The sequence below is a fragment of the Bradyrhizobium sp. UFLA05-153 genome (assembly GCF_054185185.1).
Genome location: NZ_JBBIAM010000089.1, coordinates 1 through 23942, shown reverse-complemented (window position 1 = coordinate 23942; position 23942 = coordinate 1). Strand labels below are relative to the sequence as shown.

Annotated in this window: 16 protein-coding genes and 1 pseudogene; 9 read left to right on the top strand and 8 right to left on the bottom strand. The window is 59.0% G+C overall.

Features of this window, described 5'->3' with window-relative positions; all coding sequences use genetic code 11:
- The first annotated feature begins 10 nt into the window (after nt 1-10).
- The 8 genes from tssM to Q2941_RS36340 all read left to right on the top strand — a co-directional run bounded on the left by tssM (nt 11) and on the right by Q2941_RS36340 (nt 12485).
- Nucleotides 11-3625, top strand: a complete 3615-nt coding sequence (tssM, locus tag Q2941_RS36375) for a type VI secretion system membrane subunit TssM (protein WP_458195493.1) — start codon at nt 11-13, stop codon at nt 3623-3625.
- A gap of 262 nt (nt 3626-3887) precedes the next feature.
- Nucleotides 3888-4826, top strand: coding sequence for a serine/threonine-protein kinase (locus Q2941_RS36370; protein ID WP_458195492.1), 939 nt, complete (start codon nt 3888-3890; stop codon nt 4824-4826).
- 118 nt (nt 4827-4944) lie between these two features.
- Nucleotides 4945-6426, top strand: a complete 1482-nt coding sequence (locus tag Q2941_RS36365; RefSeq protein WP_458195491.1) for a type VI secretion system Vgr family protein — start codon at nt 4945-4947, stop codon at nt 6424-6426.
- A gap of 61 nt (nt 6427-6487) precedes the next feature.
- Nucleotides 6488-6808, top strand: coding sequence for a hypothetical protein (locus Q2941_RS36360; protein ID WP_458195490.1), 321 nt, complete (start codon nt 6488-6490; stop codon nt 6806-6808).
- Nucleotides 6809-6999: 191 nt separating this feature from the next.
- Nucleotides 7000-7512 carry an Hcp family type VI secretion system effector gene (locus Q2941_RS36355; protein ID WP_458195489.1) on the top strand — a complete coding sequence of 171 codons (513 nt, stop codon included), beginning with the start codon at nt 7000-7002 and terminating at the stop codon, nt 7510-7512.
- 820 nt (nt 7513-8332) lie between these two features.
- Nucleotides 8333-9724: a hypothetical protein gene (locus Q2941_RS36350; protein WP_458195488.1), complete on the top strand. Its 1392-nt coding sequence runs from the start codon at nt 8333-8335 to the stop codon at nt 9722-9724.
- A 475-nt stretch (nt 9725-10199) separates the two neighbouring features.
- Nucleotides 10200-11252 (top strand): type III polyketide synthase, encoded by a 1053-nt coding sequence (locus tag Q2941_RS36345; protein WP_458195487.1) that lies wholly within the window; start codon nt 10200-10202, stop codon nt 11250-11252.
- Between the two features lie 393 nt (nt 11253-11645).
- Nucleotides 11646-12485, top strand: a complete 840-nt coding sequence (locus Q2941_RS36340) for a radical SAM family protein (protein WP_458195486.1) — start codon at nt 11646-11648, stop codon at nt 12483-12485.
- Nucleotides 12486-13154: 669 nt separating this feature from the next.
- Here the strand turns inward: Q2941_RS36340 and Q2941_RS36335 are convergent.
- The 6 genes from Q2941_RS36335 to Q2941_RS36310 are packed head-to-tail and all read right to left on the bottom strand — an operon-like array spanning nt 13155 to nt 21219.
- Nucleotides 13155-14930: a tetratricopeptide repeat protein gene (locus Q2941_RS36335; protein WP_458195485.1), complete on the bottom strand. Its 1776-nt coding sequence runs from the start codon at nt 14928-14930 to the stop codon at nt 13155-13157.
- Nucleotides 14931-14935: 5 nt separating this feature from the next.
- Nucleotides 14936-15592, bottom strand: coding sequence for a DUF3540 domain-containing protein (locus Q2941_RS36330; protein WP_458195484.1), 657 nt, complete (start codon nt 15590-15592; stop codon nt 14936-14938).
- A gap of 17 nt (nt 15593-15609) precedes the next feature.
- Nucleotides 15610-16554, bottom strand: a complete 945-nt coding sequence (locus tag Q2941_RS36325; protein ID WP_458195483.1) for a hypothetical protein — start codon at nt 16552-16554, stop codon at nt 15610-15612.
- Nucleotides 16555-16586: 32 nt separating this feature from the next.
- Nucleotides 16587-16994 (bottom strand): DUF4150 domain-containing protein, encoded by a 408-nt coding sequence (locus Q2941_RS36320; protein ID WP_458195482.1) that lies wholly within the window; start codon nt 16992-16994, stop codon nt 16587-16589.
- A 3-nt stretch (nt 16995-16997) separates the two neighbouring features.
- Complete coding sequence (locus tag Q2941_RS36315; RefSeq protein WP_458195481.1) at nt 16998-18107, bottom strand: pentapeptide repeat-containing protein; 1110 nt, start codon at nt 18105-18107, stop codon at nt 16998-17000.
- Nucleotides 18064-21219, bottom strand: a complete 3156-nt coding sequence (locus Q2941_RS36310; RefSeq protein WP_458195480.1) for a DUF2169 family type VI secretion system accessory protein — start codon at nt 21217-21219, stop codon at nt 18064-18066. Before Q2941_RS36310 ends, Q2941_RS36315 begins: the two co-directional genes overlap by 44 nt.
- A gap of 924 nt (nt 21220-22143) precedes the next feature.
- Here Q2941_RS36310 and Q2941_RS36305 point away from each other — a divergent pair.
- Nucleotides 22144-22277: pseudogene (locus Q2941_RS36305) on the top strand (DDE-type integrase/transposase/recombinase); the annotation flags it as partial.
- A 23-nt stretch (nt 22278-22300) separates the two neighbouring features.
- On the opposite strand, the gene Q2941_RS36300 reads toward Q2941_RS36305, so the two are convergent.
- Together Q2941_RS36300 and Q2941_RS36295 are read right to left on the bottom strand one after the other, a co-directional pair.
- On the bottom strand, nt 22301-23371 hold the full coding sequence (locus Q2941_RS36300; RefSeq protein ID WP_458195479.1) for a Gfo/Idh/MocA family protein: 1071 nt from the start codon (nt 23369-23371) through the stop codon (nt 22301-22303).
- Nucleotides 23372-23442: 71 nt separating this feature from the next.
- Nucleotides 23443-23772: a hypothetical protein gene (locus Q2941_RS36295; RefSeq protein ID WP_458195478.1), complete on the bottom strand. Its 330-nt coding sequence runs from the start codon at nt 23770-23772 to the stop codon at nt 23443-23445.
- Nucleotides 23773-23942: the final 170 nt, after the last annotated feature.

Genomic DNA, 23942 nt, shown 5'->3' with positions numbered 1-23942 from the left:
GGAGGCGCAGGTGTTCGGCCCACAATTGGCGGCACTCTTCTCGGTTCGAGGCATCGTCACGCTCATCTGCTTGCTTGCGATCAGCCTGCTCATCTGGTTCGGCGGTCCTCATCTCGTCGTGTTCGAGCAACGTCCGCTCGACCTGCCGACCGTTCGAGCCAGCGCGATTGCGGGTCTGTTGCTCGTAGTCGTGCTCGTCACGCTTGCCCGTTACTGGCTGGCGCGCCGCACTAACCGCCGCATCATCAAGTCACTGATGGAGAGCGAAGGCCTGATCGGGCCTGCCGACAATAGCAGCCAGGAGGAAGTCGAATTAATTCGCAGGCGTTTCGAGGATGCACTGAAGGTCCTGCGTGATGCGGTGTTCGCGGGCAAGCGCGGACCAAGTTACCTGTTCGAACTGCCCTGGTACATCATCATTGGCCCACCGGGCGCGGGCAAAACGACGATTTTGCGCAACTCCGGGCTCGAGTTCCCGCTTTCCCGGCAGCTTGGCGTCGAGCCGGTCGCAGGCGTTGGCGGCACACGAAACTGCGACTGGTGGTTCACAGAAGAAGCAGTCTTGATCGATACGGCAAGCCGTTACACGACGCAGGACATCGATACCGAGATCGATCGTGCGGCCTGGCGCGGCTTTCTCGATCTTCTCGTGACGCATCGGCGCCGGCGGCCCATCAACGGTATCCTGGTTGCGGTCAGCTTGGCCGATCTTTTGTCGCGGGACGAGCCGGTGAGGCGGCAGCACATCGAAGCCATCCGTTCGCGGATACAGGAGCTGCTGAAGACCTTTCGCATGCGCATTCCAGTTTATGTGCTGGTGACCAAATGCGATATGGTGCCTGGCTTTACAGAATATTTCGACGATCTCGATAATCAAGGCCGTGCCCAAGTCTGGGGCAAGACCTTTCCTCTTGGCCCGTGCGATCGTATCGGCGACGCTGTGGGCTTGGAGATGCAGCGGCTTGCGGAGCGGCTTGAGGCCAGACTGCCCCTTCGCATGCACGACGAACGCGATCTCAGCCGGCGGGGACTCATGTATGCGTTTCCGAAGGAGTTCTGGGGTATTCGGGCCGCAATCGCTACCTTCGTTGGCGAGGTCTTCCGATCGAGCCGCTTCGAAGTAGAGCCGATGCTCCGTGGCGTCTATTTCACCAGCGGCACACAGGAGGGAAAGCCAATCGATCGCGTGATCAATGCGATTGGCCGAAACTTCGGTCTGCAGTTGACCCAGCGCGTGCCGACGCTCGGGCCGGGGAGGGGATTCTTTATCAAGCAGTTGCTGACCGAAGTGATCTTCGCTGAGCAGGGATTAGTCGGCAGCAATTCGAAACTTGAGCGCCGGCTCGCTCTGGTCCATGGCGGCGGGCATATCGTGGCAATGGTGCTAACGTTGGCGGCGTTCATTCTGTGGTATAATGCCTTCACCCGCAATGAGGCGCGAATCGAGCAAACCAGAGTGGCCGCGCAGACTACAGAGGCGCGTCTTCTGGAAAACCGCGGACCGCTCGACCTTAAGGCCATCCTGCCGACACTCAATGCTGCGCGCCGGCTACGTCTAATGGCTGGGGAAGACAGTTGGTTTGCCTGGCTTGATGATCTCGGCATCTCGGCGCCCCCTGTGCTTGCGCCAGCTGCTCAAAATGCCTACGACCGCATTCTGCTCAATCGCCTGCTGCCGGTTTTCGCGGGCAGGCTCGCTGTCCGCATCGATGCCCTGTTGCGTGCCGGCAATGATGCTTTGCTGGACCAGGTCAAGGAGGTGTTCCGCACCTATTGGATGCTGAGTGATCCCGGGCATTTCGATCCTGGCGAAGTCGAGCGCGCTATGCACAATGAAGTCGCGCGCACGTTTGCGCTTGATCCGACGTCGGCGGGCGAGCTGAACCAGCATTTTGCGCGGCTTATCGAGCTATTGCCGAAACCCATCAATATCGACCGGCAATTCGTGGGAGCGGTACGGTCCCGGCTTAACAAGCGTCCTGTCGTCGAGCAGGTCTATGCCAGCCTCCTACGCGAAGGCGCGCAGAACACGCGCCTGCGATCGGTCGATTTGATTGGTCTGCTGGGTTCCGGGCAGCTTGAGATTACCCAGATGCGTGCCTTCCAAATTGGCTTTCCCGCCATCGACGAGCAGGAACCAGTTTATGCGAACGGTGGTGCCATGATCCCCGGCATCTTCACGCGCGAGGGTTTTCTCAATTTCGTGCTGCCGAACCTTCCGCTCATCGTCCGAGCAGAGCAAAACGCCGACTGGCTACTCGCCGGCGCCCCGTTCGACACGGCAAATATTCAACCGATCGCCCTCAAAGTGATGGATCGGTATGTTAACGATTATATCCGCGTTTGGACCAATGCCCTGAGCAGCATCCACGTTGTTAAGTTTGACGATTTGCAACGCGGCTCAGCGATCATGCGCGCCTTGGCCGGTTCGCAAAGCACGCTGCAGCAGATCATTTCGCTGGTGCACGACAATTCGAATCTGATGCCGCTAGGAGAGCAGACCCCGGCCAAGGCCGGAGATACAGGCCCCGCCGCCGGGCCTTCCTCGGCGGCCGTCCATCATGCCGCGGGTGCTCTGTTCCATGCTGCGTTTGGCGATGCGCCTTGGCCGGGAACGCGTATCACCGAAGCGTTCCGGCCTCTGGCCCAACTGGCCACAGACGGGGCGTCTGGACAGCCGACCGGCATGGATCATATCCGTGGTCTCTTCGGCGGCCTCTATGTGGCGATGGCCAACATCGCGACAGCGCCGGATCCGAACCAGGCCGCGTTTCAACTCGTACAACGACGCGCCAAGGATCCGAATAACGATACTTTTGGTGCCCTGCGCGCCGACTCGGCTCTGCGACCGGAGCCGATCCGCACCATCATGAATGAGATCGCGCTTCAGACATGGAGCACCTTGCTCAAGCGGGCGCACGACCATGTCGATGCGGTTTGGGCGCGCGAAGTGATCCCGGTCTGCCAGGGTATCATTTTCCAGCGCTATCCAGTGTTCGAATTGGCGAGCGAAGACATGACGCTCAAGGACTTCGGTGATTTCTTCCGTCCCGGCGGCATCGTCGATGACTTTTCTCAGAACTACCTTTCGCCGCTGGTCGTCGACCGTCGGACCGGCCTTGCACCGGCGATCATCGATGGGGTGGAGGCACCAATCCGCGCGGATGCATTGATGCAATTTCAGCGCGCGCGGGAGATCCGCAATGCTTTCTTCAGCAGCCCCGGTTCGGCACCGGCAGTGAAGTTCAGCATCAAACCAGTCTATCTCAGCCCCAAACTGATGGGCGCGACGTTCATCTTGGACGGCAAGGAAATCGCCTATCGCCACGAGGCGCCCCGTGCCTACGAGCTCGAATGGCCGACCCGAACCGATGCAAGTATTGCCGCCATTACGCTCACCGCGGCGGACAAAACCGAGGAGAGGATCGAACGGTCAGGCCCCTGGGCACTGTTCCGGCTCCTCGACACGTCACAACTGACCTCAGGTGGCGCTTCGGATCGGTTTGCCATGACAATCGGTAAGCCGGACGGGACCAACGTGACCTACGAACTGCGCGCAGCAAGTGTAAGCAATCCGTTCAGCCTGAGCGTCCTTCGCTCGTTCCGGTGCCCGGATAGCCTATGACCAGTGGGCGTCGGAGTTCTCTTTTGTATCTGCAGGAGGATTCTGCCCGTTGGTGCCTCGTCGGGTCGAGGCATCAGCGGCTCAACGAGCCCTTGGCGGCATCGCATCAGGCGCAAGGCGATCCCTGGCCGTCGGGCTACTGCTCGCCATTGCGATTTGGAATTGATACCGCGACCTCGGCGTTCTTCCTGCTCTGGGACGGCGGGCGTGGAATAACCGGTGATGTCCGGGCGATCGCTGTCCGCTTGAGCGAGGATGCACTTTGAAGCCATCTTCGGTGGGCTCGGTCGCGCCCGTGGGATACGTACTCGGCGGCCGTTTCGACCTGATGGAGGTGATCGGCGTCGGCGGCATCAGCACCGTTTATCGCGCGACCGATCGGATTGGTCTGTGGGCGCGCGAACCAAATCCCGAAGTGGCAGTGAAGGTTATCCGACCGCATCCGAGGATGCGCCAGGAATTGATTGGGCTGCTGCATCGCGAGGCGCGTCTTTTGCGTATGGTCGTACACCGGAATTTGGTGCGCATTTATGATTCCGATTACGACGGCAAGTACCATTACCTGGTCATGGAGCTTCTTAAGGGCCGGTCGCTGGCGCAGATCCTGATTGAAAATCAGGCACGTCCGCTCTCACCCGCTGTTTCCTTCCGTATCATCCGCGCTGCGGGGCAGGGGCTCGCCCATTTACACCGTTTCGGACTTGTCCATGGCGACCTGAAACCGGGAAACATCTTTATGACGTCAGACGGCGCAATCAAGATTCTGGATTTTGGGGCGGTGCTGACGCTCGAGGCTGCGCCGCAAAACGAAAGAGGGGCGTCGCTGCCCGATCAGATCACCCTCATGACCCCGGCCTATGCTTCGCCGGAGATGCTGATGGGTGAGCCGCGGGCGGAAAGCGATGATGTCTATTCTCTCGCTGTGGTCGCCTATCTGGTCTTGACGGGCACGCATCCATATGCGCATCGGCCGGCCGATGAGGCGCTCTACGATAATCTGACACCGGCGCCGCCTTCGACCATTTCGACAGCGCAATGGCGTGCACTCGCCTCCGGTCTTGCCCTCAACCGCCGTGACCGCATCCAGACGGTCGGTGAGTTCGTTCAGAGTCTCATCCGACCGCCTTGGTTTTACCGCTTGTGGGGCGGTGCTCGCCATGCGGCTGTCGTAAAGCGTGTAAGGAATCAAGATACTATTTGAACATTCCCATGCTTGGGAATTGCGGGCACACGCTTGCCGTCTCTGAGGTTAGATCGCTCCACGGCAACTGATACAAGCTGCTTGGCTCTGCGGACGTTTTCGACGTGGTACTGTACCGATGACCGACTACAATCTCAGCCTGAGTCTGAACATTCTCAGTCAGCCAGAGATCAAGCTCGACGTGCAAGGCTTCGAAGGCACAGAGTGCATTTCCCTGCCGTTCAGCTACCTGGTTTATGCCACGACATCGAGCGATGCTGATGTCGGCTCAATGATTGGTGAACGCGCCAGGCTGACGGTCAAAACCGCATGCGGGCGATGGATTGCCTCGGGCCTCTGCGCCCAGGTAGAGGAATTGGACCCGACGGTAACCGAACTGCGAGTCCTTCAGTTCGTTCTACGCCCGCGCTTCTCGGCTACCGAACTCTCCATAGCAAGCCGCGTTTATGGCCCTGGCCAACCGGTCAGCGTGGATGACATCGTCAAAGAGGAGCTGAACAGGGCAGCCATTAGCATCCCTGCAGAGTACAATCTGGATAGCTATCCAAAGCGAAATTATGTCGCGCAGTACAATGAAAGTGATTTCAATTTCATTTCGCGCCTTTGCGAACGGAACGGAATTTTCTATTTTTTCAAACAGGAAGACGACGGTGAGACAGTTGTCTTTGGCGACAAGAACCTGGCATTTCCCAAGATCAAGTTCGGCAGCGGCGCGGCTATCCTCTACTCGCACCAACGCGACCGCAGCGCATCCCGCCGCGTCGACGAAAGCGCAGTTCTGTCAGTCCGGCAACGCTGCGTTCTCTCGACAAAGACGATCGGGCTCCGCGATTATAACGAAACGGTGCCATCCGTCATATCCGCCGATAAAGAGGTCGGACAAGGCAATGGCTTTTTGGGAAAGGCCGAACGGTTTGGTGGGCATTTTGCTACCGAAGGAGAAGCGATCGCGCTGGCCAAGATCCGCGCGGAGCAAGTCGGCGCCAGTCAGACGATGTACATCGCCCATAGCGATGCGCCGCAGCTCCGCGCGGGGGGCATTTTCGAACTCGAGGGCCATCCACGGTTCGATGGCGAATATCTCGTCGTCGCCGCGGATCACTCGGCCTATAGGCCGGCCCCGACCGGGTTCAACGCCTTGCCCCGGAACGGGCGGGCCTACTACAACATGGTCCACTGCATCCGGTCGGACGTACCTTACCGTCCAGTCGCTATGACGCCTGTGCCACCGGGCGTCGGCCTCTACAGTGCCAGGATCGACGGAGAAGCATGGAACGAGCGGGCGGAAATCGACGACCAGGGCCGCTACAAGCTGCAATTTACGTTCGCCGACGAAGCAGCGCCAAAAGGACGTGGTAGCGACTACGTGAGGAAGCTCGAGCCTTATGTTGGCCCGAGTGAAACCGGGCTTCATTTTCCCCTGGTCGCCGGGACGGAAGTTTTGGTTGGCTACATGAACGGCGATATTGACCGGCCGGTGGTGGTCGGCGCGGTGCACAATCCCGACATGAAGGGAGTAGTGACCTCCGAAACGCACTTGTTCAATCGCATCAAGTCGCAATCTGGTGCCTTTTTCGAGATCTACGATGGGCCTGCCTGAGTTGCTCAGCTCCTAGCGCTTTATGACCGTCTGGCGACCCGCGACCCGCGAGATCGACCCGTTGGTGGAAGCGGTCGCCAATGCAGCGCGCGCAACCATCCTGCCAACACCGATGATTAACATGCCGCCGCCATCGTCCGATGGCATACGTTCGCTATTGCTTCGCGACGGACGTGAATTACGTCTGCGGCTATCTACGCAGCATCTGGAACAGCGACAACGCGGCCCTCGTACGGTGGTCGTCTACGCAATACGGGGCAATGCCGTCGTTGACAATCGCACCGGCTACCGAGTGTCGGGGCAGGCTGTGCTCGACCTTGCCACGCGTGCGTTTCTGGACGTCGAGTGCCGGCTGGAGCAAGTAAGCTCTGTTATGCCGTGAAAGATCGCTGTACTTGCGCAGATGACTTCCCTTGATGGGAGCTGTGGGCCGAAATCTTAAGCAGCGTTGTTTGACCACCATATCCAGTCCGGCAGTAAAAAACGATCCCTGTGCCGACGCCGTTTGGCATGGATGTTGCGATGTCCGCAATATCAGTTCGTTCGGGCGCATGCCAGACAACGGAGGCCGAAGTGTCACTTGAAGCTTATATAACGATCAAGGGCAAGAAGCAGGGCGACATCTCCCAAGATGCGTCCAAGCCGGATAGCATCGGGCAGGTCGCCAAGAGCGACTCCGACAACCAGTCAAAGATCACTGTTGTTGCGTTCACCAGTGGAATCATCGTTCCGCGCGATATGACGAGCGGTGTCGCCACCGGCACGCGCAATCATCAGCCGGTGGTCTTTACCAAGTTTTTCGATCGTGCCTCGCCGCTGCTCTGGCAGGCACTGGCAACCAACGAGGTGCTTGAAGAGGTCGTGTGCGAGTTCTACCGCGCCGATCCAGCGGGGATGCCGAAGCCGCAAAACTTCTTCAAAACCACCTGGAAGGACGCGACCTTGATCGAAGGCAAGGCCTTTGTGCCACTGACGATCAACCCGCAGAATAACTTCTTCCAGAACATGGAGGACTGGTCGTTCACCTACAAAGAAGTGAAATGGGAGCACATTCCCGGCAGTACCACAGGCGAAGACAAGTGGTGAACGGCTTCAGCCCAGCGCCGCTCTGCGGCGGCGATAGCTGTTCCAGCTCGGCTCGGGCTCCGCCCTTTTGGGGGCGCCTTGCCCGTGCCAGGGCTGAGGACGGTAAAGGACGAGCGCGGCGATGGTTGCCGTCGAGCTCAAGTCGTTGGTCGCGCGGCCTTAACGTTTGTAGCCAGGGGTAGCGTCGCTTCGGGGCTTTTGCGTTTCGTGCGGCAAGTGATTTCGAAATGGTCGTGCAGCATGCATGACAAGCCTCGAGGGGCGATTTCATCAATGCCGACGAACACGCCTCGTTCGTTTACGGCCATCTGCATTCTCTTTAATCCAGACTGACCGGTTTTGATTGAGGTTAGCTCAGTTCCGTTTTCGGCAGTTGATGCGGCTAGCGCGCCGAACTGAAACTGTTCGCGCGCGAACGACAGCTGACCGTGTGCTGCGTCTGACGGTGGTGCAAGACATGTCGGAGTTAGAACACCGGAGACCGGCTGTCGCGTGCGAACCTTCAAGCTTGAGAATTTGCGTTGATTCCGTTGGCGCGGCGCTTGCTTTTGAGATGCTCCAACAGGGGTAGGGTGCGGAGTACATTCTGGCTCGGAGATGAACTATGACGGATAGTCCGCCACACAAAAAGCAAAGGCATGGCTCGCAAGACAGGCCCTCTGACCAACATGAGACGCTCGACTTCGACATCGACGAGGCACTTATTTCCCGCTTCGAAACGGAAGCCAAAAGGAGTGACCTCGCCGGGAATTACGTGCGATGGACGGCAAACGCGGCGCGAAGGTTTAGCGGATGGCTTCGCAAGTCCGGAAGGCCCCCAATGGCCAATCGGCTTAACCAACTGAATGCCGATGTGCAGGCCTATACAAGGGAGCTACGACTTTTTGAGGAGGAGGTCCTTACGCTCGAAAGAGCGCTGACGCGCCTTCGAGAGGTCGTTGCTGGAGCACCGGTGGGTCGCCGCACCGCCAAGTCCGGCGATCATCTCAAAGCAAAGTGTGCCGAGGACGAGAGCCTTATTTCGTACTTGAGGAGGAGGGCACCCTCGCCTCTGCAGCCGACCACTGTCAGCGATTACGCGTCGGTTCTTCGCGGGTTCAGTGATTGGCTCCAAGAGCGCAAAATGGAGCCAATGGCTGGCCGCCTTCACGACGATACGTTGACGCAGGATGCTAAAGAGTACAGGGCTTATGCCCCCAAGATCATGTCCGCGTTGAGGTACCTTCGAGAGGCATACCGCGAACACGAGGACCCGAGCGCCGGGGCACGCACTCAGCAGCACGTCACTACTGCGTCGTATGCGCCCGCGACGTCAGAGCCGCGTGAGGATGGTCAAGGTGCGCCTGTGGCGGATGTCTTTGGGCCATTGTCGGCTGCGAGGCCTGGGGAGTCGGCCTCCGGGTACGGCGGTTCGGCGGTGCCCGGTGTGTCGCCCGAGGTCGCGGGGTCGCCAGAGGCCTTCGTCTTGAGGGAGGAGGACTATGAACTGGTGAGGCCATTTCTGGAAAGCATGGCAACCCCTTCACAGCATGGCGCATCGCCGGCACTTCCTCAATCTGGCGGACGCGTTGATGTTGCGGTGCCGCCGTGGCCTCCCCCCGCCGGACCATCGTCATCTGCCGCTGCTGCGGAGGCGCCCTCGAGCTTCGGCGGTCGCCGGCTAGTTGAGGATTTCGGACATATCGTCGGTTTGGGCTGGCAGCACGGTACCCAAACGGCCCCGGGCGTGCTGATCCGCGCACTTGATAGAGACAGGCTCCTGCCGAGGCCATTCCAGCCGACAAATTTCTGCATCCACGGTCTGCCCTATACCGCGCACTGGGCAGGAAGACGCGAGGTGGTGACACCAACTAATCCGCTAGGTATTGAAATTATTCTGATTCCGCAGCCTGAACACCACGGATCAGTGCAGGAGCGCCTCGAACCGGTCCCGCGATCTGTGGGAGCGGCATCGTCCGCAGCTAGGGCATCGTCTTCCGCGCACGGCGGTTTGGCAGCGCAGCACGACCTGCCAGACTTCGGATACGCCGTTGCGTTGGATTTTCAGGATGGTGACCAACTCGTTCCCGATGGTCTCTATATTGAACTGCGCCAATGGCAACTCGTGCCGAACGATTCTGCGTCAACGACAAGGCTTGCCATCAGGGGCCAGCTCTACACAGCGCAGTGGATTGGCGACGACCTATATCTTCTCCATCACCCCCGTCCCTGAGCAGCGCAACTGGCGGCAATTTATGGGTTCGCGAGTTCAGCGTTGACAGGCTCTGCAGCCCGGTTAGCTGAAGGGCCTGGCCGCCCTGCCAATGGACTTTCGGCGGGTCTCCGACGGCGCAAAGAGTCTCAAGCCGATGGAGCTATCCCGTAGCTACAAAGAGAGCTCGAAATTGCCCGGACGCTGGCCGGGCCGAATAATCCAAACGTGCTAGGTGCCAACGCCGGATGCCAACTCCTCAAGCAAAGCATTGCGACTTGAGTCCACTACCAGCCGTGACAGTTGATGGGGAGATGCACGCGTGGCAACCGTGATCGGCACACCGGCACGAAAGCCAAATTCAACACTGGCTCAGAAAGAATGAAAATTCCCGCTGAACAGGTAGCGCCTCATTGCGCTGATTTCGTCGCGTCCTCTTTCCCGTTCCGCCCGGACAGCCTGACTCGAGCCCATCGCTGATCACCAAGGGGAACTGATGTCTAGGATTTTGGCTGTTGGGACGGCGTTACCGCCATTTCGCCTCTCGCAGAGCGAGGCCAAGAGACTAGCTGGCCGACACTTCCGATCTAAGACAGATACGCTGGGAAAATATCTCGCAGTCTTCGATCATACGCTTGTCGATGAGCGATTCGTGTGCGTCACGCCCGAATGGTTTCTGAGCGAGCATCGCATCGGTGAGACAAACGACGCATATCTGGCGTGGGCCAAAGAGCTCGCATGTGAAGCGACAGCTCGCTGTCTCGAACGTGCAGACATCAAGCCAGAGCAGGTCGATCGGATCGTATTCATTTCTTCGACCGGGATAGCAACCCCTAGCATCGACGTGGATCTGATCTCGAAATTGGGTTTGCGAAGAGATGTGAAACGGACGCCGGTTTTTGGCCTGGGATGTGCGGGGGGAGCATCGGGAGTTGGCTTGGCAGGAGCGATTTGCCGGGCAACAAAGGAACGTATTCTAGTCGTTACTCTAGAGCTGACGTCGCTGACGTTTCAGCCGAATGATCTCACCCCTAAGAACGTCGTCGCTACAAGCCTTTTTGGTGATGGCGCTGCCACGCTTCTCATCGCCCCAGCTGAAAGCTGTGCAGGCAAATTAGAAATCGTCAAAAGCAGCAGTCTACTTTACCCTGACTCTACTTCTCTAATGGGCTGGCAATTCGGCGAGTCTGGATTTGAGATCGTCGTCTCAGAGCGGATACCATCAATGGTACGCGAACTTATGCCAGATGCGCTGGCCTCGTTGCTAGCGGAGGATAGAATTCATCTTGATCAGGTGAAGAGCTTGGTCTTTCATCCAGGCGGAAGAAAAATATTGGAGGTTTTCGAGCAAGGCCTTGGGAGGCCATCCAAGGACTTCTTTTCCAGCTACGAAACTCTTCGACGTTATGGAAACATGTCCAGCGCAACTGTATTGTTCGTGCTAGACTACGTGCTTGAGCACGAGCCCCAGGCTCCAGGATCGTACGGGATCTTGGCTGCGTTCGGACCGGGATTTTCGGCCGAAATGTCGCTATTGAAATGGACATAAGCGACGGTGTTACCGAGGCGAAATCGACGCCTCGCCAATCAGATCAGCCCTTTAAGTGTAGAGCGCAGGCGCTGAAACAAGAGGTTTCAGCGCGTTTTGTCTTGAGCTGGAAATCATTACGCTCTGTGCCTCGTCCAGAACTGCATGTTAACTGCACAGCGACAGCAGGTTTCCCTTCAGTATTTCTGCCACCAAGCAGCTTCTCCGCGCAATCCTACCTTCAATCGTGCCTCCCCCACACGACCCGTGCGTAGCATGACGAATGACGGGACGGGCTCAACACAACAAGTGAAGAGAGGTGTTTGTAGACTAGTCTAGCTAGGCAACTACAAGAACTCGCAGGTGACGGAAGTCGGCTAAGCAGCCTATCTCGAACATCGACTGGAGCGAGACATGTTACACCGACCGCATGAACGGCCCTTTGATGTGCGGGACCGGCGAGTAATGGTTTCGTTGGGGCCGCTGACGCAACGTCGATATTGTGTCTATCGGTGCCCGTTTTGCTATGTCCAGGCCGGTTTCCTGAAATACGCTGCCTTAGAGATCCCCGACATCGTCGAATGGATCAAGTCGGTTCGTGAGCCGTACGATATCATCTACATAAGTGGTGACACCGATTCGTTTTGCCCTCCGAGAACGGAGAGGGGACTAGCCTTGCTTCGCGCTCTTCTCCAATTCGGCGTCGATCTCCTCTTTACGACGCGGGCTCCCCTCAATGAGGACCATCTGCGCGAACTAAAAGACATAAGTGACTCCTGCAGATCGAAAGGCCGACGCGTCTTCAGCTACGTGAGTGTTGCACAGCTTCATCATCCGCATCTGGAACCGCGTCCTATCCCGTCCCCATATGAACGCATTGCGCAATTGGGTCGCTTCAAAGCCAACGGACTTACTAGCGTGCTGGCTCTGCGCCCATTTCTTCCAAACGTGCCGGTCGAGGAGTACCTCGAGATAGTCAGGCTCGTTCAAACACATGCGGACATTGTTGTTGGCGAAGTCTGGTACGCGGACCAAGCTGGGAAGCTGGATAAACGCGTGTTCCGGGATGCGTCTGCAAACTATCCCTTCACCCTGAAAAAGATGGACTTTGACGAAAACGAAGAGGTTTGGAAGGTGTTTGAAGCTAAAGAGGTTGAAGCGAGCGTGTCACAATTGTGCGCCGACCTTAAGCTTCCGTTCTTCATGCGCAGTAGGCCGGCGATCGAATGGGCTCGCCGCAGTCTTGCGAAATAGGTCTCCTATTCTGGCAACTTGGTAGGTTATGGAAGACCGTTTCTTTATTTCTCGCTTGCCAGGTGTCGTGCAGGAAAGCCACTGCTTCGCCCGCCTTCGACGCAGCAGTAAAGATAGCCCGCTTGTTGGCCTTGAGCATATTCAGCCAATGCACCCGTACCGCGCATGGCCGGCACACAGCTCGGCGCTCAAACCGTAACCGGCAGTCACCATTTGCGTCTTAGACAACAATCCGCAAACACCTAACTCCGACATGAGAGCCTACGCGACAGTCTGGCCCGGCAGAAGACCCGCTAACGGGCTCTCACTCATCACTGCGGAGGGCCGGGGATGCGACCGGCGCCTTTCCTTTGTTGCTGAGCGCCAGCAAATCACGCGTTCGCCCAGCAGAAAGAAGTCAAGGCTAAGTCATTCACTTTGGAGTGCGAATCGGCAGCGAGCATGATCCGGCCCCGAAAGGGCCGCGTTAGGTCGAAGTGTGGAGCGGTTGCCCTCGCGCCAAACGCGAACGCTTGTGCGCGGAGATTATGCTCAAACAACAACCTAAAGCGCGAAGACGATTCCTCCTAATCTCATCGCGCTTTAGGCGCGAGGCTGGGCAGTTCGGAAGCAATCGATCGTGCTAGGCCCAAACCCGGACTTTAGATTCTCGGCATCAGCGCAAGCCGTTCAATCGATCTCGCCCGCATGCAGTAGGGCGGCGAGCCGGCGCCGACCTTCGTCCATCGCTCCCGACCAATTCCCGAGCCCTTCCTGCACAACGACTGCGAACGATGGGTACCAGAGCGGCTTTCCGTTGTCCTGAGCCCAGTACCAAGGATAGCCGTTTGGCACGAAGACGACGCCGGGAATCCCGAGCGCCCCCGCAATATGGACCGCGAAGCTGTCGGGTCCGACCACCGCGTCGAGATTAGCGATCGCTGCGATTAATTCGGCTGGGCTGTCGACGTGCGCACCAGCATCGATGGGGCGACACCATCGCGTCATGTCGTGCCGTTGCGCGTCGGTCATCAAACTGACCGGCGTGATGGAGGCGGGGAGCGTAGCGGCGATCTGTTCCATGGATAGACCGAGAACACCACCGTCCCAGACGATGCCGACCAAGGGCCGTGCAAATCCGGCCAGAGCGTTGCGCCATTTGGCAAAAAACTCTGAATCCGGTCGCAGATAAGGGATGCCATCGGCAATGTTGCGAGAGTCGATCGGAAGTATGCGCAATAGGGATTGAAGCGGGGTGGTGGAGAGCCCAGACTTTGGCTCCTCTGAAATGACCTGCTCAGCCAGGCTGGTAAGAACTGCTTGGTAATGTGGCTCCGCTACGACCCGTACGACTTGCTGGCTCGCCAGCCGACGCAAAAGGCGAACGAGCGCCACGAATTCGAGTACGCAAGTTGTCGGCGGCACAAAAACCGGCGTCACAAGAGGCAATGCGATCGGCTCGGGCGTCGGGAAGCGACCGACCGTCAGTTCAAGGGTCGTCTTCAGGCACCTTGCCGTTTCATCGTCGGGGCGCGTGCGCGCGACGTGGCTGGCAAGCGTGAGGGCGTCACTAAACCGGCCGACAAGCTGCAGCGTGCGCGCCAGAACAAGCGCGGCGGAAAGATCGGATTTGCGGGTGCGTACGAAGAGCGTGAGCTCTGTAATGCCCCGATCTACCTCACCTCTGGCGATCGTGACGCGGGCCAGGATTTCGCGTGCGCCAAGATGGGTCGGCGCATAGGCAAGCAACTTCCTGCAAGTGACCTCCGCTTGCGGCCAAAGTCCGGCCGCGGCCCGGCAATAGGCCAGATGCAGAAGCCCGGCCGTATCGAGCGGGGCCCGTAAATGCACCCGTTCCGCAAGACTCAGCGCTTCGTGGAAGCGGCTCCGTTCAAGCAAGAGTACCGACAAGTTGCGCAGCGTATCGGGATCGTCCGGGGCAAGTTCCAGGGCACGAAGAAAGGCAGCCTCGGCCGATGTGCAGTCACGCAAGGCGAGATCGATGGCTCCAAGTTGCAGGAAGGCTCGCGCATTGGCAGGCTCGCGTTTTAGAGACGCCTCCGTGATCGCGCGCGCTTGCGTAATATCGCCTCGGCACAGCAGAGCATGAGCGAGGGCGAGCTTGATGTCTTCGTTGTGTGGGACGAGCGCCGCCGCGCGTTCCAGACAGATCACCGCCTCGTCGAAGCGGCCGAGCAATTCATGAGCGGTGCCGAGATTAGTAACGAGGCCAGCGTGCTCAGGATAGAGAGTTGCCGCTTCCGCCAGCATCTCGAACGCAAACTCGATCCGCCGACGCGCGAGCGCCAGTGTCGCCTTTGCATTGAGCACATCCGGATCGTTCGTTATGATGCTGACATCGTTCAGCAGCGCCTCCGCATCATCAAGACGGTTGGCGGCAATGAACTCCTGCGCCGTTCTAAGGCGGTCTTGCCAGGTCGGAGCCGGAAAGCTAGTGGTCCGCATGCTCGCTATGCGACCGTCACCCGCTTGCCGTCGAGGCGGAGATCCCCGGTCACGGCAATAACCTTGCTATGCGCCGTCTCGGAGGCAATGCCGGTCACCGTAACCGCCTGGGTTTCGGTTTGCAGCGAGTCGATACGGTCGATGATGGCGATCCGTTCGACTGCCTTTACCGTAAGCGAATCGGCGCTCGCTTCTTGGATGCGTGTCACGCTGCGGAAACGGTCCGCAATCAAGCTGTAAAGCCTGCCAATCCAGGTGGCCTTGTCCGCGAGCACGGCAAACAGTTTAGTCTGCAAATCGATAGTATCGGCGCGCAGGGACATTCGTTGACGCCCGGCGATAGCGATGGTGTTGCCAGCGATCGATATATTGCCTCCAGACGGCAAAGCAATGGTCGCGCAACTTGACGTCCTCCGCTCGAGCACGGCCAGAACGAAGACTTGCCCCGCATTGCTCAACACCAACACGAGGTCCTGAGTAATCGGCCGAACCAGGCAGCCGAAAGCCACTGTCGCCGCATGACGGGCGCCGGCAACTTCCACCTCCGACGCTACGCCATTTTCATCGACTGTCACGACGCGGGCAGTGTGGTGGCCAGACTCAAGCAGACGCTCGGTTGTCGCCAAGAGGTCAGCGTTTGCGGTGCGGAAAGCCATTGTCATTTTCGAACTCCTGCTGGCTACAGGTACAGTAGCGTGCGCCAGTTTTGAGTCTTATACCGACCGGTCGCGCTCTCGACATCGCACACTCTGTTGACAACCTGGTGCTCATCGGAGCTCAATTCGCTACGTTGAACTTGTGCGTCTGCGACCTGCACTCGCGTTTCGCACCACGTCCCGTCGAGCTTGACCTTTTTCACGTCAGCATCGTCCACCACCTTGAGATAGGTCTCCTTGACGTAACGGATGTCAGAATCAGTGACCTGCACGTTGTATCCACCGATGATCCTGGTCACATTTCCAGTGACTTTGTTGCATTCGTTGCCGACCGTCAGCGTATTTGCAAAGAGGAATCTGATCGAGCAGTTGCCGCCGCGGCTGATTGAAAGGTTGTAGCCCTGCCGGATGGAGATTGCGGCGCCGAGGAACGCAGCTACACTGAGGCCCACAGCCGCAGTAACGTTTGCGCCCGCAACGCATGTCACTTTGGCGCCGTTGTAGATTTCCATAGCCGAGCCGTGTGTGGTCCGTTTCGAGTTGCCGTGAGTGGTCTCCGACATGTTGCCCTTGGCGGTCTGCTTGTAATGCAACGCGGTCATACTGATGTCGCCCGCGCTGCCGTCGCCACCGGCGCTGATCGATACGTCGTTCTGCGCCGAGACGTCATAGGTGCCGTTTAAGACCGTATATCTGGCGTCGCCGTTCCTCACCTCGGTCGTGTGGCCGCGACCAATTTTCATGAGTGCAGCGCCATCGGCGGTTACCTGGAAGTCCTTCTTGGTGAAGGCAAGTATACCAGCGTGGTTGCTTTCGTGTGTGGTTGAATTTTTGTCGCTAGTTGTGGTGAGGTCGGTGACAATTTCCTCCTCGCCGACCGAATAAGCGCCGAGGCGCAGATAGCTCGAGCTCGTCAGGGGAGAGCTTGGTGTTTCGGGGACGAAAAATCGGGCGTAGGCATCCGGCATGGTGGCTCCTCAATTATTCGGTTGTCGGCGTTTTAGCGCAGCGCCATGAATCGCGTTTGGGAGGGGGATATCGACAGTCCGAATGTGTTTGGGTTGGAACCATTCTGCTTGGTTGGCATCGCCATCTTGGTTGCCGGCGGGCCACCGATAAACAAGTTGGTCGATCCCTTCATGGCGCGGCCTGGACCCATGACGGTGCCGGACATGACGCCGAGGGCCACACCCGCGTTGTCGCCCGTGGATGACGCACGCACCGTCGTCATGTTATGCGCCGGCATACACATGAGCAGGCAACGAGATTGGGTGGGCATGCCCAACGTGTTCAGATTGATATTTGGATAGGGGCTCGGCGCGACGGCGGGACCGACCGGTGTGTTGCATACGTCGGGAAAGCCGAGATCCTGCGCTGACATCGGGCCGTTGGCATGGACGAAGGACATTGTTCAAAACTCTCTATTGAAGGGGATCACGCAGCTGGCGTCGTAGAGTTCGGCGATGGCGCGTTCAGGTACCGTTGGCAGGGCGCTACCACGTGTGCCCACGAACAGGCTGCCTTCAGTCGACGCGCAATGAAATTCGGTGCGTAGAAAGTGCGTCCCGGAGAAGTCGCTGCCATCAACCTTGGCATGGTGCATTAGCGCATAGGGCATGTCGGCACCGCGAAATGAGGCGGACTTGGCGTACGCACGCGTGAATACGGCCATCTCCAGTGTTGTCTTCGAGAGATCGCAGCCGTCGAGGCGCGCTTCCAAGAAGATGCATTGCCCCAAATTGGCGCTTCGCAGGTTGGCCACTTGCAGGTCGGCTTTTGCAAATAGTGTGTTCGAGGCGGTGGCGCGCGAGAGGTCTGCACCGATGAGGCTGGCGCCTGACAGAATTGAGCCGGAGAGGTCTACACCGGACAAGTTGGTGCCGTTCAGCTTAGCACCGCTCAAGTTCGCGCGCGTCAGCGTCAGGCCTCTCAGGTCTCGCTCGGACAGATCGCATTCCGCGAACAGGATGGTGTCGCATCGCATGCCTGTGAGACTCGCACTGCGCAAATCGGCCTGGGTGATGGCGGCGTTTGTGAGTGTGGCGCCGTCGAGCACAAGATCGGTCAGGTCGCAGTCCATGATGGCGCTTTGCGACAGGGTGGCGCCACGCAGGAGGGCGCAGGCCAGCACGCAGCGCATCGCTGTCGTTTGGTTGAAGCGCGTCTCGCTGAAGTCGCTGCGGCTGAGATCCGATGACATCAACGTCGACTGGACGAAAGTCGCCCCTCGCCAGTTGGAATCGCCTGCGCAGCAATTGATAAACGTGCATTTGTCGAAGTAAGCTTCGGTGAATAAAACGCCGCTGAAGTCGCAGTCCTGAAAAGTCATTCCAGTCAGGGAGGAGCTGATGAAGTTGCTGTTGCGAAAGGAGGAGCTCAGCACCATACCTTCGCTCAGGTGCAATCGCGACAGTGTTGCGCCATCGAGATCGACTCGGCGTACCGGGACGCGGTGGGCGATCGATTGCAACAAGAGATCAATTGACATGGCGAGGAACCATAAGGACAGTACGGTCGACATTCGCGTCGCTCAAATCTGCGGCGAGCAATGTCGAATCCATCAGGTCGGCACCGTAGAGATTTGCATTGCGCAGGCTGGCGCCGGCCAGATCGGCCTGATTGAGATGTGCCTCGAGCAGGTTGGCGGCATAGAAGTCGCAGCCGCGCAGATCGTTGCCGGTGAAGACCGCACCTTTCAGCGAAGTCATTCGGAAGGTCGAACGCAACAGAGTTGACTTACCGAAATAGACCCCGTTAAGCCGCGCTCTATTGAAGTCCGTACCGGTGATGTCGGCGTCCTGAAAGGAAAGCGCGTCCGCGCTGCTGCGGTCGAAGCGGGCGTCGCGCAGATCGATTTCGCCGATGAAGCTGACCTGGTCGAATTCCGAGGCACTGAAATCGAGTTGCGGCGCAGCTACTTTGAGGAAGCAGGTTTGCTCGAGGCGAGCGCCGGAAAAATTCGCACCAGAAAGCGACAAGTCCATGAACTGTGTTCGCTGGAGGACGGCGCCCTGCCACGCGCTGTTATCCAGGGCAGCTTGAATGAAACCACATTGATGCAATTGCGCAGAACGGAACGTTGCACCGATCAACGGGAGATGTAACATTTGTAGATCGGCGAGACGTGCCTGGTCGAAGGACGCACCGACCATCCGTGCACCAAGAACATTGGTACGTACAAGCCGCCCGCTTGCGAAACGCGTTCCGCGGCAGTCGGCTTCGCCAAGATTGGCATCAGTCAGGTCGGCCGTGCTTAAATCAGCGTTGATGAGCACTGCGCCAGCAAGCGTGGCCTTCATAAAATTTGCACCGACAAAGTTGGCCCCGTTCAACTTGGCGCGTTCGAGAAAGGCGCCGGAGAAATCCGCTTTGGGGAATTGTCTGCCGGAGAGGTCGGCCCCGGCAAGATCGCGGCCGGCGAGCGTGCGCCCGCTGCGGAATTCTTCCTCAACGACCTCGCCCAGCGCGCGCGCCACGGCTGGAGCCAGCGCCGATTGAGGTTCGAGCGGCTTGGGTGAGGCCAGCCTGACTGCGGCCATGGCGGTCGCGAGCTGGCTTTCCGCTTGATCGATCTCAGTCCGAAGGACGGTGACCGCCTCCTTACTTTCCCTGACGGCTGCGTCCAGCGCCACTTCGGTCGTATCGGCGGGCGGCGGCTGATCGGTCCCGAGCAAGGCCTCGAACGGCGCGCGACCATCGCCGGCTAACGACGGGAGGGCGTCCCTGAGCGCCGCCTCAGCATCGGTGAAGGCCGTGCGCAGACGCTGCACGACTTCAGCGGATGCACCATTGTTCTCGATCTGCGCCGTTATCTCATCAATGGTCGTTGGCGGCGGCGGTCGGCACTTGACGGGCTGGGCTTCCTCCGGCAGCGCAAGTGAAGGGACGTCGGGCGGTGAAAAAGCGTCCTCGGATAACGCGGCTCGTACCGACTCAAGCGGTCTGCCAGCCGGCAGGCCAAAGAAGCGAGCATGCGCAAGTTCGAATTGCTTATGGTCATCGACCAACGGTGTTGCAGCGTCAACAATCTCTCCACGCCAGTCCTTCGCCCGCGCGAGCTGAGCTTCGAGCTCGCGCACGAGGGGCGGCTCAACCTCCGGCGGCAGGGCAGTTAATGAGGGGATTTGCTCAATGCTTGCGTCCATCGCGTGCGCAGCGTCCATGCTACCGATCGCGGCAAGCAACGCGTCGATATCGGTCGATACGGCATCGTCGCCGGAAATCTTTTCATAGGCCGCGCGCACGGGCTCGCATTGAGCAGCGAGCTTGTCGATGTCGGAGCTGGCCTTGTCGTAGACAGTCTCCACCGCGTCGAGGATCTCGGCTAAATCGATATCGCCGCTTTCGAGTTCCTCGGGCAACAATTCGGGAATACTTGATGGTTCAATGGACGGTGTCTCGATTGTAGGACGCAGCACAGGAGGAAGGTCGACACGGGCGAGTTCCTGATCGAGCGCCCAGCGCCTGGAGGCCTGCTGCCGCGCTGCACGCTCTTTGGCCAATTCTTCTCGCCGTGCCGCGCGACGCCCCCGTTCGGCAGATGAAAGCTCGGGCGTGAGTTGATGTTCCGCAAAGGCGTAGCGCGCGGCGGTTCTCGGATCGAGACGCAGCCGCCTGACATTCAGATAATGGTCTGTCGACCGCGCAGGGTCGCTCTGCCGCTCGTAGGCGACCATAATGTCGGCAACGTCGCTACCGTCAATTTCCTGCACGGCAATCGCGGCGCGGTAGATCATGACGCCACGGCGGGCACCGGCGAACAGCCACAGCGTATCGATGCGCATCTGAAGTTCGCTGACGGCGCGCGCCGGATCGCTCCAGCCGATGAAGCAGCGCACGCGAAACGCCGGTAGGTGGCCTTGGATCGACGGCTGTTCAGAGGAGAAGTTTTGCAGCACGTACGGCTCTCCGCCGCAAAGAAAGCCGCTTAAGCGCTGGTCTGGCGGTGCGAATAGGAAGAGGCGCGGATCGACATCAAGTGCGAGCGCAGGAGCGACCGATTTCAGCCACGCGGTGTCGTAGGTGCCGGCGTACCGCAGGCGCTCTTTACAGTCGAGTGCCATTGGTCCGAACGCAGCGGGCTGCGCCGCTATCTCGATGAACTGAACCGCGTTCTCGGGATCCTCCACGTTGGGTAGCGCCACCAGCTCGCCAGCCATGCTGCGGCTAAGGGCGTCGTGGCCAATGCCGGTCGGGTTCGAGCGATGTCCGCCCCCGCCGAAGGCGCGCTGCCGCGTCAGCGGCATCTGCCGGAAAGGTTTGGCAGCTGTTGGTCGCCAGCCGGAGGTCGTCATCTGCCAATAACGATCGCCAGTCACCAGAAGGCGCTTCTGCATCGGTCCGAGCGACCATCCTAACATCATGCGCTGGGTCGGCCGTCCCCCGGGCGCCGCCGCATGTCCACCGATGAGCACTTCCGCTTGTGGCTTGGGCATGCCGATGTCAAGCGGGCTGCCGGGCGGAAGCTCTTTCGCGCCCATTACCCAAAGCTCCTGCTCGCCTTCCAGACGGTCAGCGCGTGGGTTGGCAAGATCGAACATTGCGAAGACGGAAATGATGAGGCTTGCCCCGCGAGGGCGGCGCTCGCATTTGGTCAGCAGACCGAGCGTTCGGGGCTTTATAAGAATGGGCATGAGTGCGCCCCGCTAAATGTCCCACATCGCAACCTTAGTTCTCCGGCGTGACAGAGTTACGAATTGATCTGTTGTCACGGCGCGGTCAATTGACGCGCCTGGCAGCCGTCCGCCCGGGGAGGGCATCGTGCGATTGCGTGCAACATTTTTCTTCGAACAGCTGCCGCGATAATCGCGGGAAACGAAGTCGTTTCGCGGACACGACCACCTGTCCGTGTCCCGTTTCTGACAAACGCACAACGCCTGTCGTGTTCGAAACAGCGATCGTGGTCTGCCGCGCGTCTTCGATCAAAGTGGGGTCGGGAGCCTCAGTCGTCCTTCTGAAGGGAAAGATCTTGCCTGCATATTTTAGCAACGACTGACCGGCTTCGTTTCAAACAACGTTTGCACGTGCTCTCTTCGCGCGTTCAGTGGCTGGCTTTGTGTCCACAGCAGACAGTCCACGCTCGCGATATCCGCGACAGAGTCAGATTAAGTGCTTGCGAGTACCGGCCTACAACGGCCACGAAAATATCATGGCAGCGCGCACCACACTTCGTGCAGTAAGAAAACGCGTTATCACGCCGGACGAGGAAGCTCGGTCTCTCAACACTGCGCTGGCGCAATCAAAATAGTTCGCGTGTTTCAGTATTTGAGTAACTTGCACCTCGCGAGAGCGGGGGTGAATACAGCAGAACGACAAATGCCGCGCTCTTAGTCGATATCCGACGGGTCAATTAAGACAGCGGCAAACGCTCTAGCAGCGCGGGGTCCATGCTGCGCTGCTAGTGCGGGGACGTGGCGACGGCGGTGGCCCGGATCGAACACCTGATTCATCGGTACGGCATCCGCGCCCATATGGCACCGCCGCACTCGTCATGGCCTGCTGATCGCGGAAGCTCATTGATCGCGACTCTGCCGGCCGCTACGGTAAATTGAATCTGACTCGTCGATATCACGTACATTCCGACTGCGGAGGGGGTGGGTGTACCTTGGCCGTGATCATGGACCTCTTCAGCCGCAAGATCGTCGGTTGGGCGAGGCTGGTTCACAAGCTGGTCAAACTCGACTCGGGCGCATAGAGGAGCAGGCAGCAGTCTCCTCAGAGAGCCAGTCGTCGATCGGTCGATGGGGTAAATCGCACCATGTCTGGCGTCGGATGGCGGGCACGCGGAGGGGATGAGATCGTTTGCGGTTGTCCGGTCAGGGCGGCCTTTTCAATTGCGATTAGTGCGCGCAAGTCCGCCAATCCCTCGTCGCCATCAGCCTCGGGCGGCGTTCCAGCCTCGATGCACGCTGAAAAGTACTCCACCTGCGCACCAAAATGGTCGATTTGTGGGAAGTGGGTTTCGCCGACCTCGCCGCCACGGCGCAGGCGCAATCTTGTTGCCGTCTCGAACCTGAAGCCTGGGTCGAGTTCGAGATCGCCCGTTGTTCCGACGACCCGATAATTGTCGACGACTTCCGCCCCGAAGCTGGCGACGAATTGCGCTAAACCGCCGGAGGGAAAACGCAACATAGCTGCGACGGACGCTTCCACCTCGCGAAAGCGCGGATCATCAGTCGGTCGGTGCGCCATCGCCATGGCCTCGATCGGCTCTTCTGCAAAGATGTGACGAGCGGCATTGATGCAATAGACACCGACGTCCTGCAGTGGTCCACCCCAACTCGCGGCCTTCAGTCTGTGGTTGCCTGCCGCCGTCTGGAAACTGAAAACCGATTGAAAGAAAAGTGGTCGACCGATCGCGCCGCTGCGGATGTGCTCGAGGATCGCGACGGTTCCAGGTTCATTGTGGAGCCTATACGCGGTCATCAGAAACACGCCAGCTTCGCGCGCAGCGGCGATCATGGCGAGTGCATCTTGTTCGCTGGTAGCTAGCGGCTTCTCCACCAGGATGTGCTTGCCGGCTCGAGCTGCGCGAATAGCGTAGTCCGCATGCAAGTGGTTGGGTAGAGCGATGTACACAGCGTCGACGTTAGTGCTCCCCAAAAGGGCATCGTATCCGCTATAGTCGACGATCCGGCCAATACCATAAAAATCCGCCAACTTGGCGGCCTTGTCCCGATCGCCGGTCACGATCGCGGTAACCCTTGAGTTTGTGGACTGTCCGACACCTGGCAGAAAGGCTTGTTGCGAGATCGAGCCCGCGCCGACAACTGCATAATTGATCATCGTTTCCTTTCACATAGCTCGCATCGGATTGCGTGGGAGGCCGATAGAATTCCGTTCAGCCTCTTCACCTTCTACCTGTCAGTCATACAGCGACGTGGCCCATTCAGAAGATGCCACGCCATTTCCGGCGAGAGCTCGGCGACTTGCTCCGCGACGGCCGAGGCGACATAGGTGTCCCATACGTTCGGCCGACCGGAAGTGCCGGCTTTCGCTGCGCTGACCCATTCAGCCATCTGCCGGCGGTACATTTCCTCAAACCTCCGCAGCACCCAATTGTCTGGATACAAAAGATCACCGGGCTGTCTCTGTTGAAGAGCCGAAGCGATGCTGCAGCCAGCGACTACCGTGCCTTGCCGACCGATCAATTCGACAGGAACGTGATGGCCGCAGCTGGCGTTCATGAAAACCTCGGCTGATCTCGTTCTTGTCGGTTTTCATCGAGATCGCGAGGGGGTCACCGCTGGGCCTACCCTCCACGTGCGCAGAAACCATCTTCGATTCCAACGGCCAACCGCTGACGTTGATCGCGTGGACCCACGAATTCGAGACGGCCGCCCGACCGATAGACCAC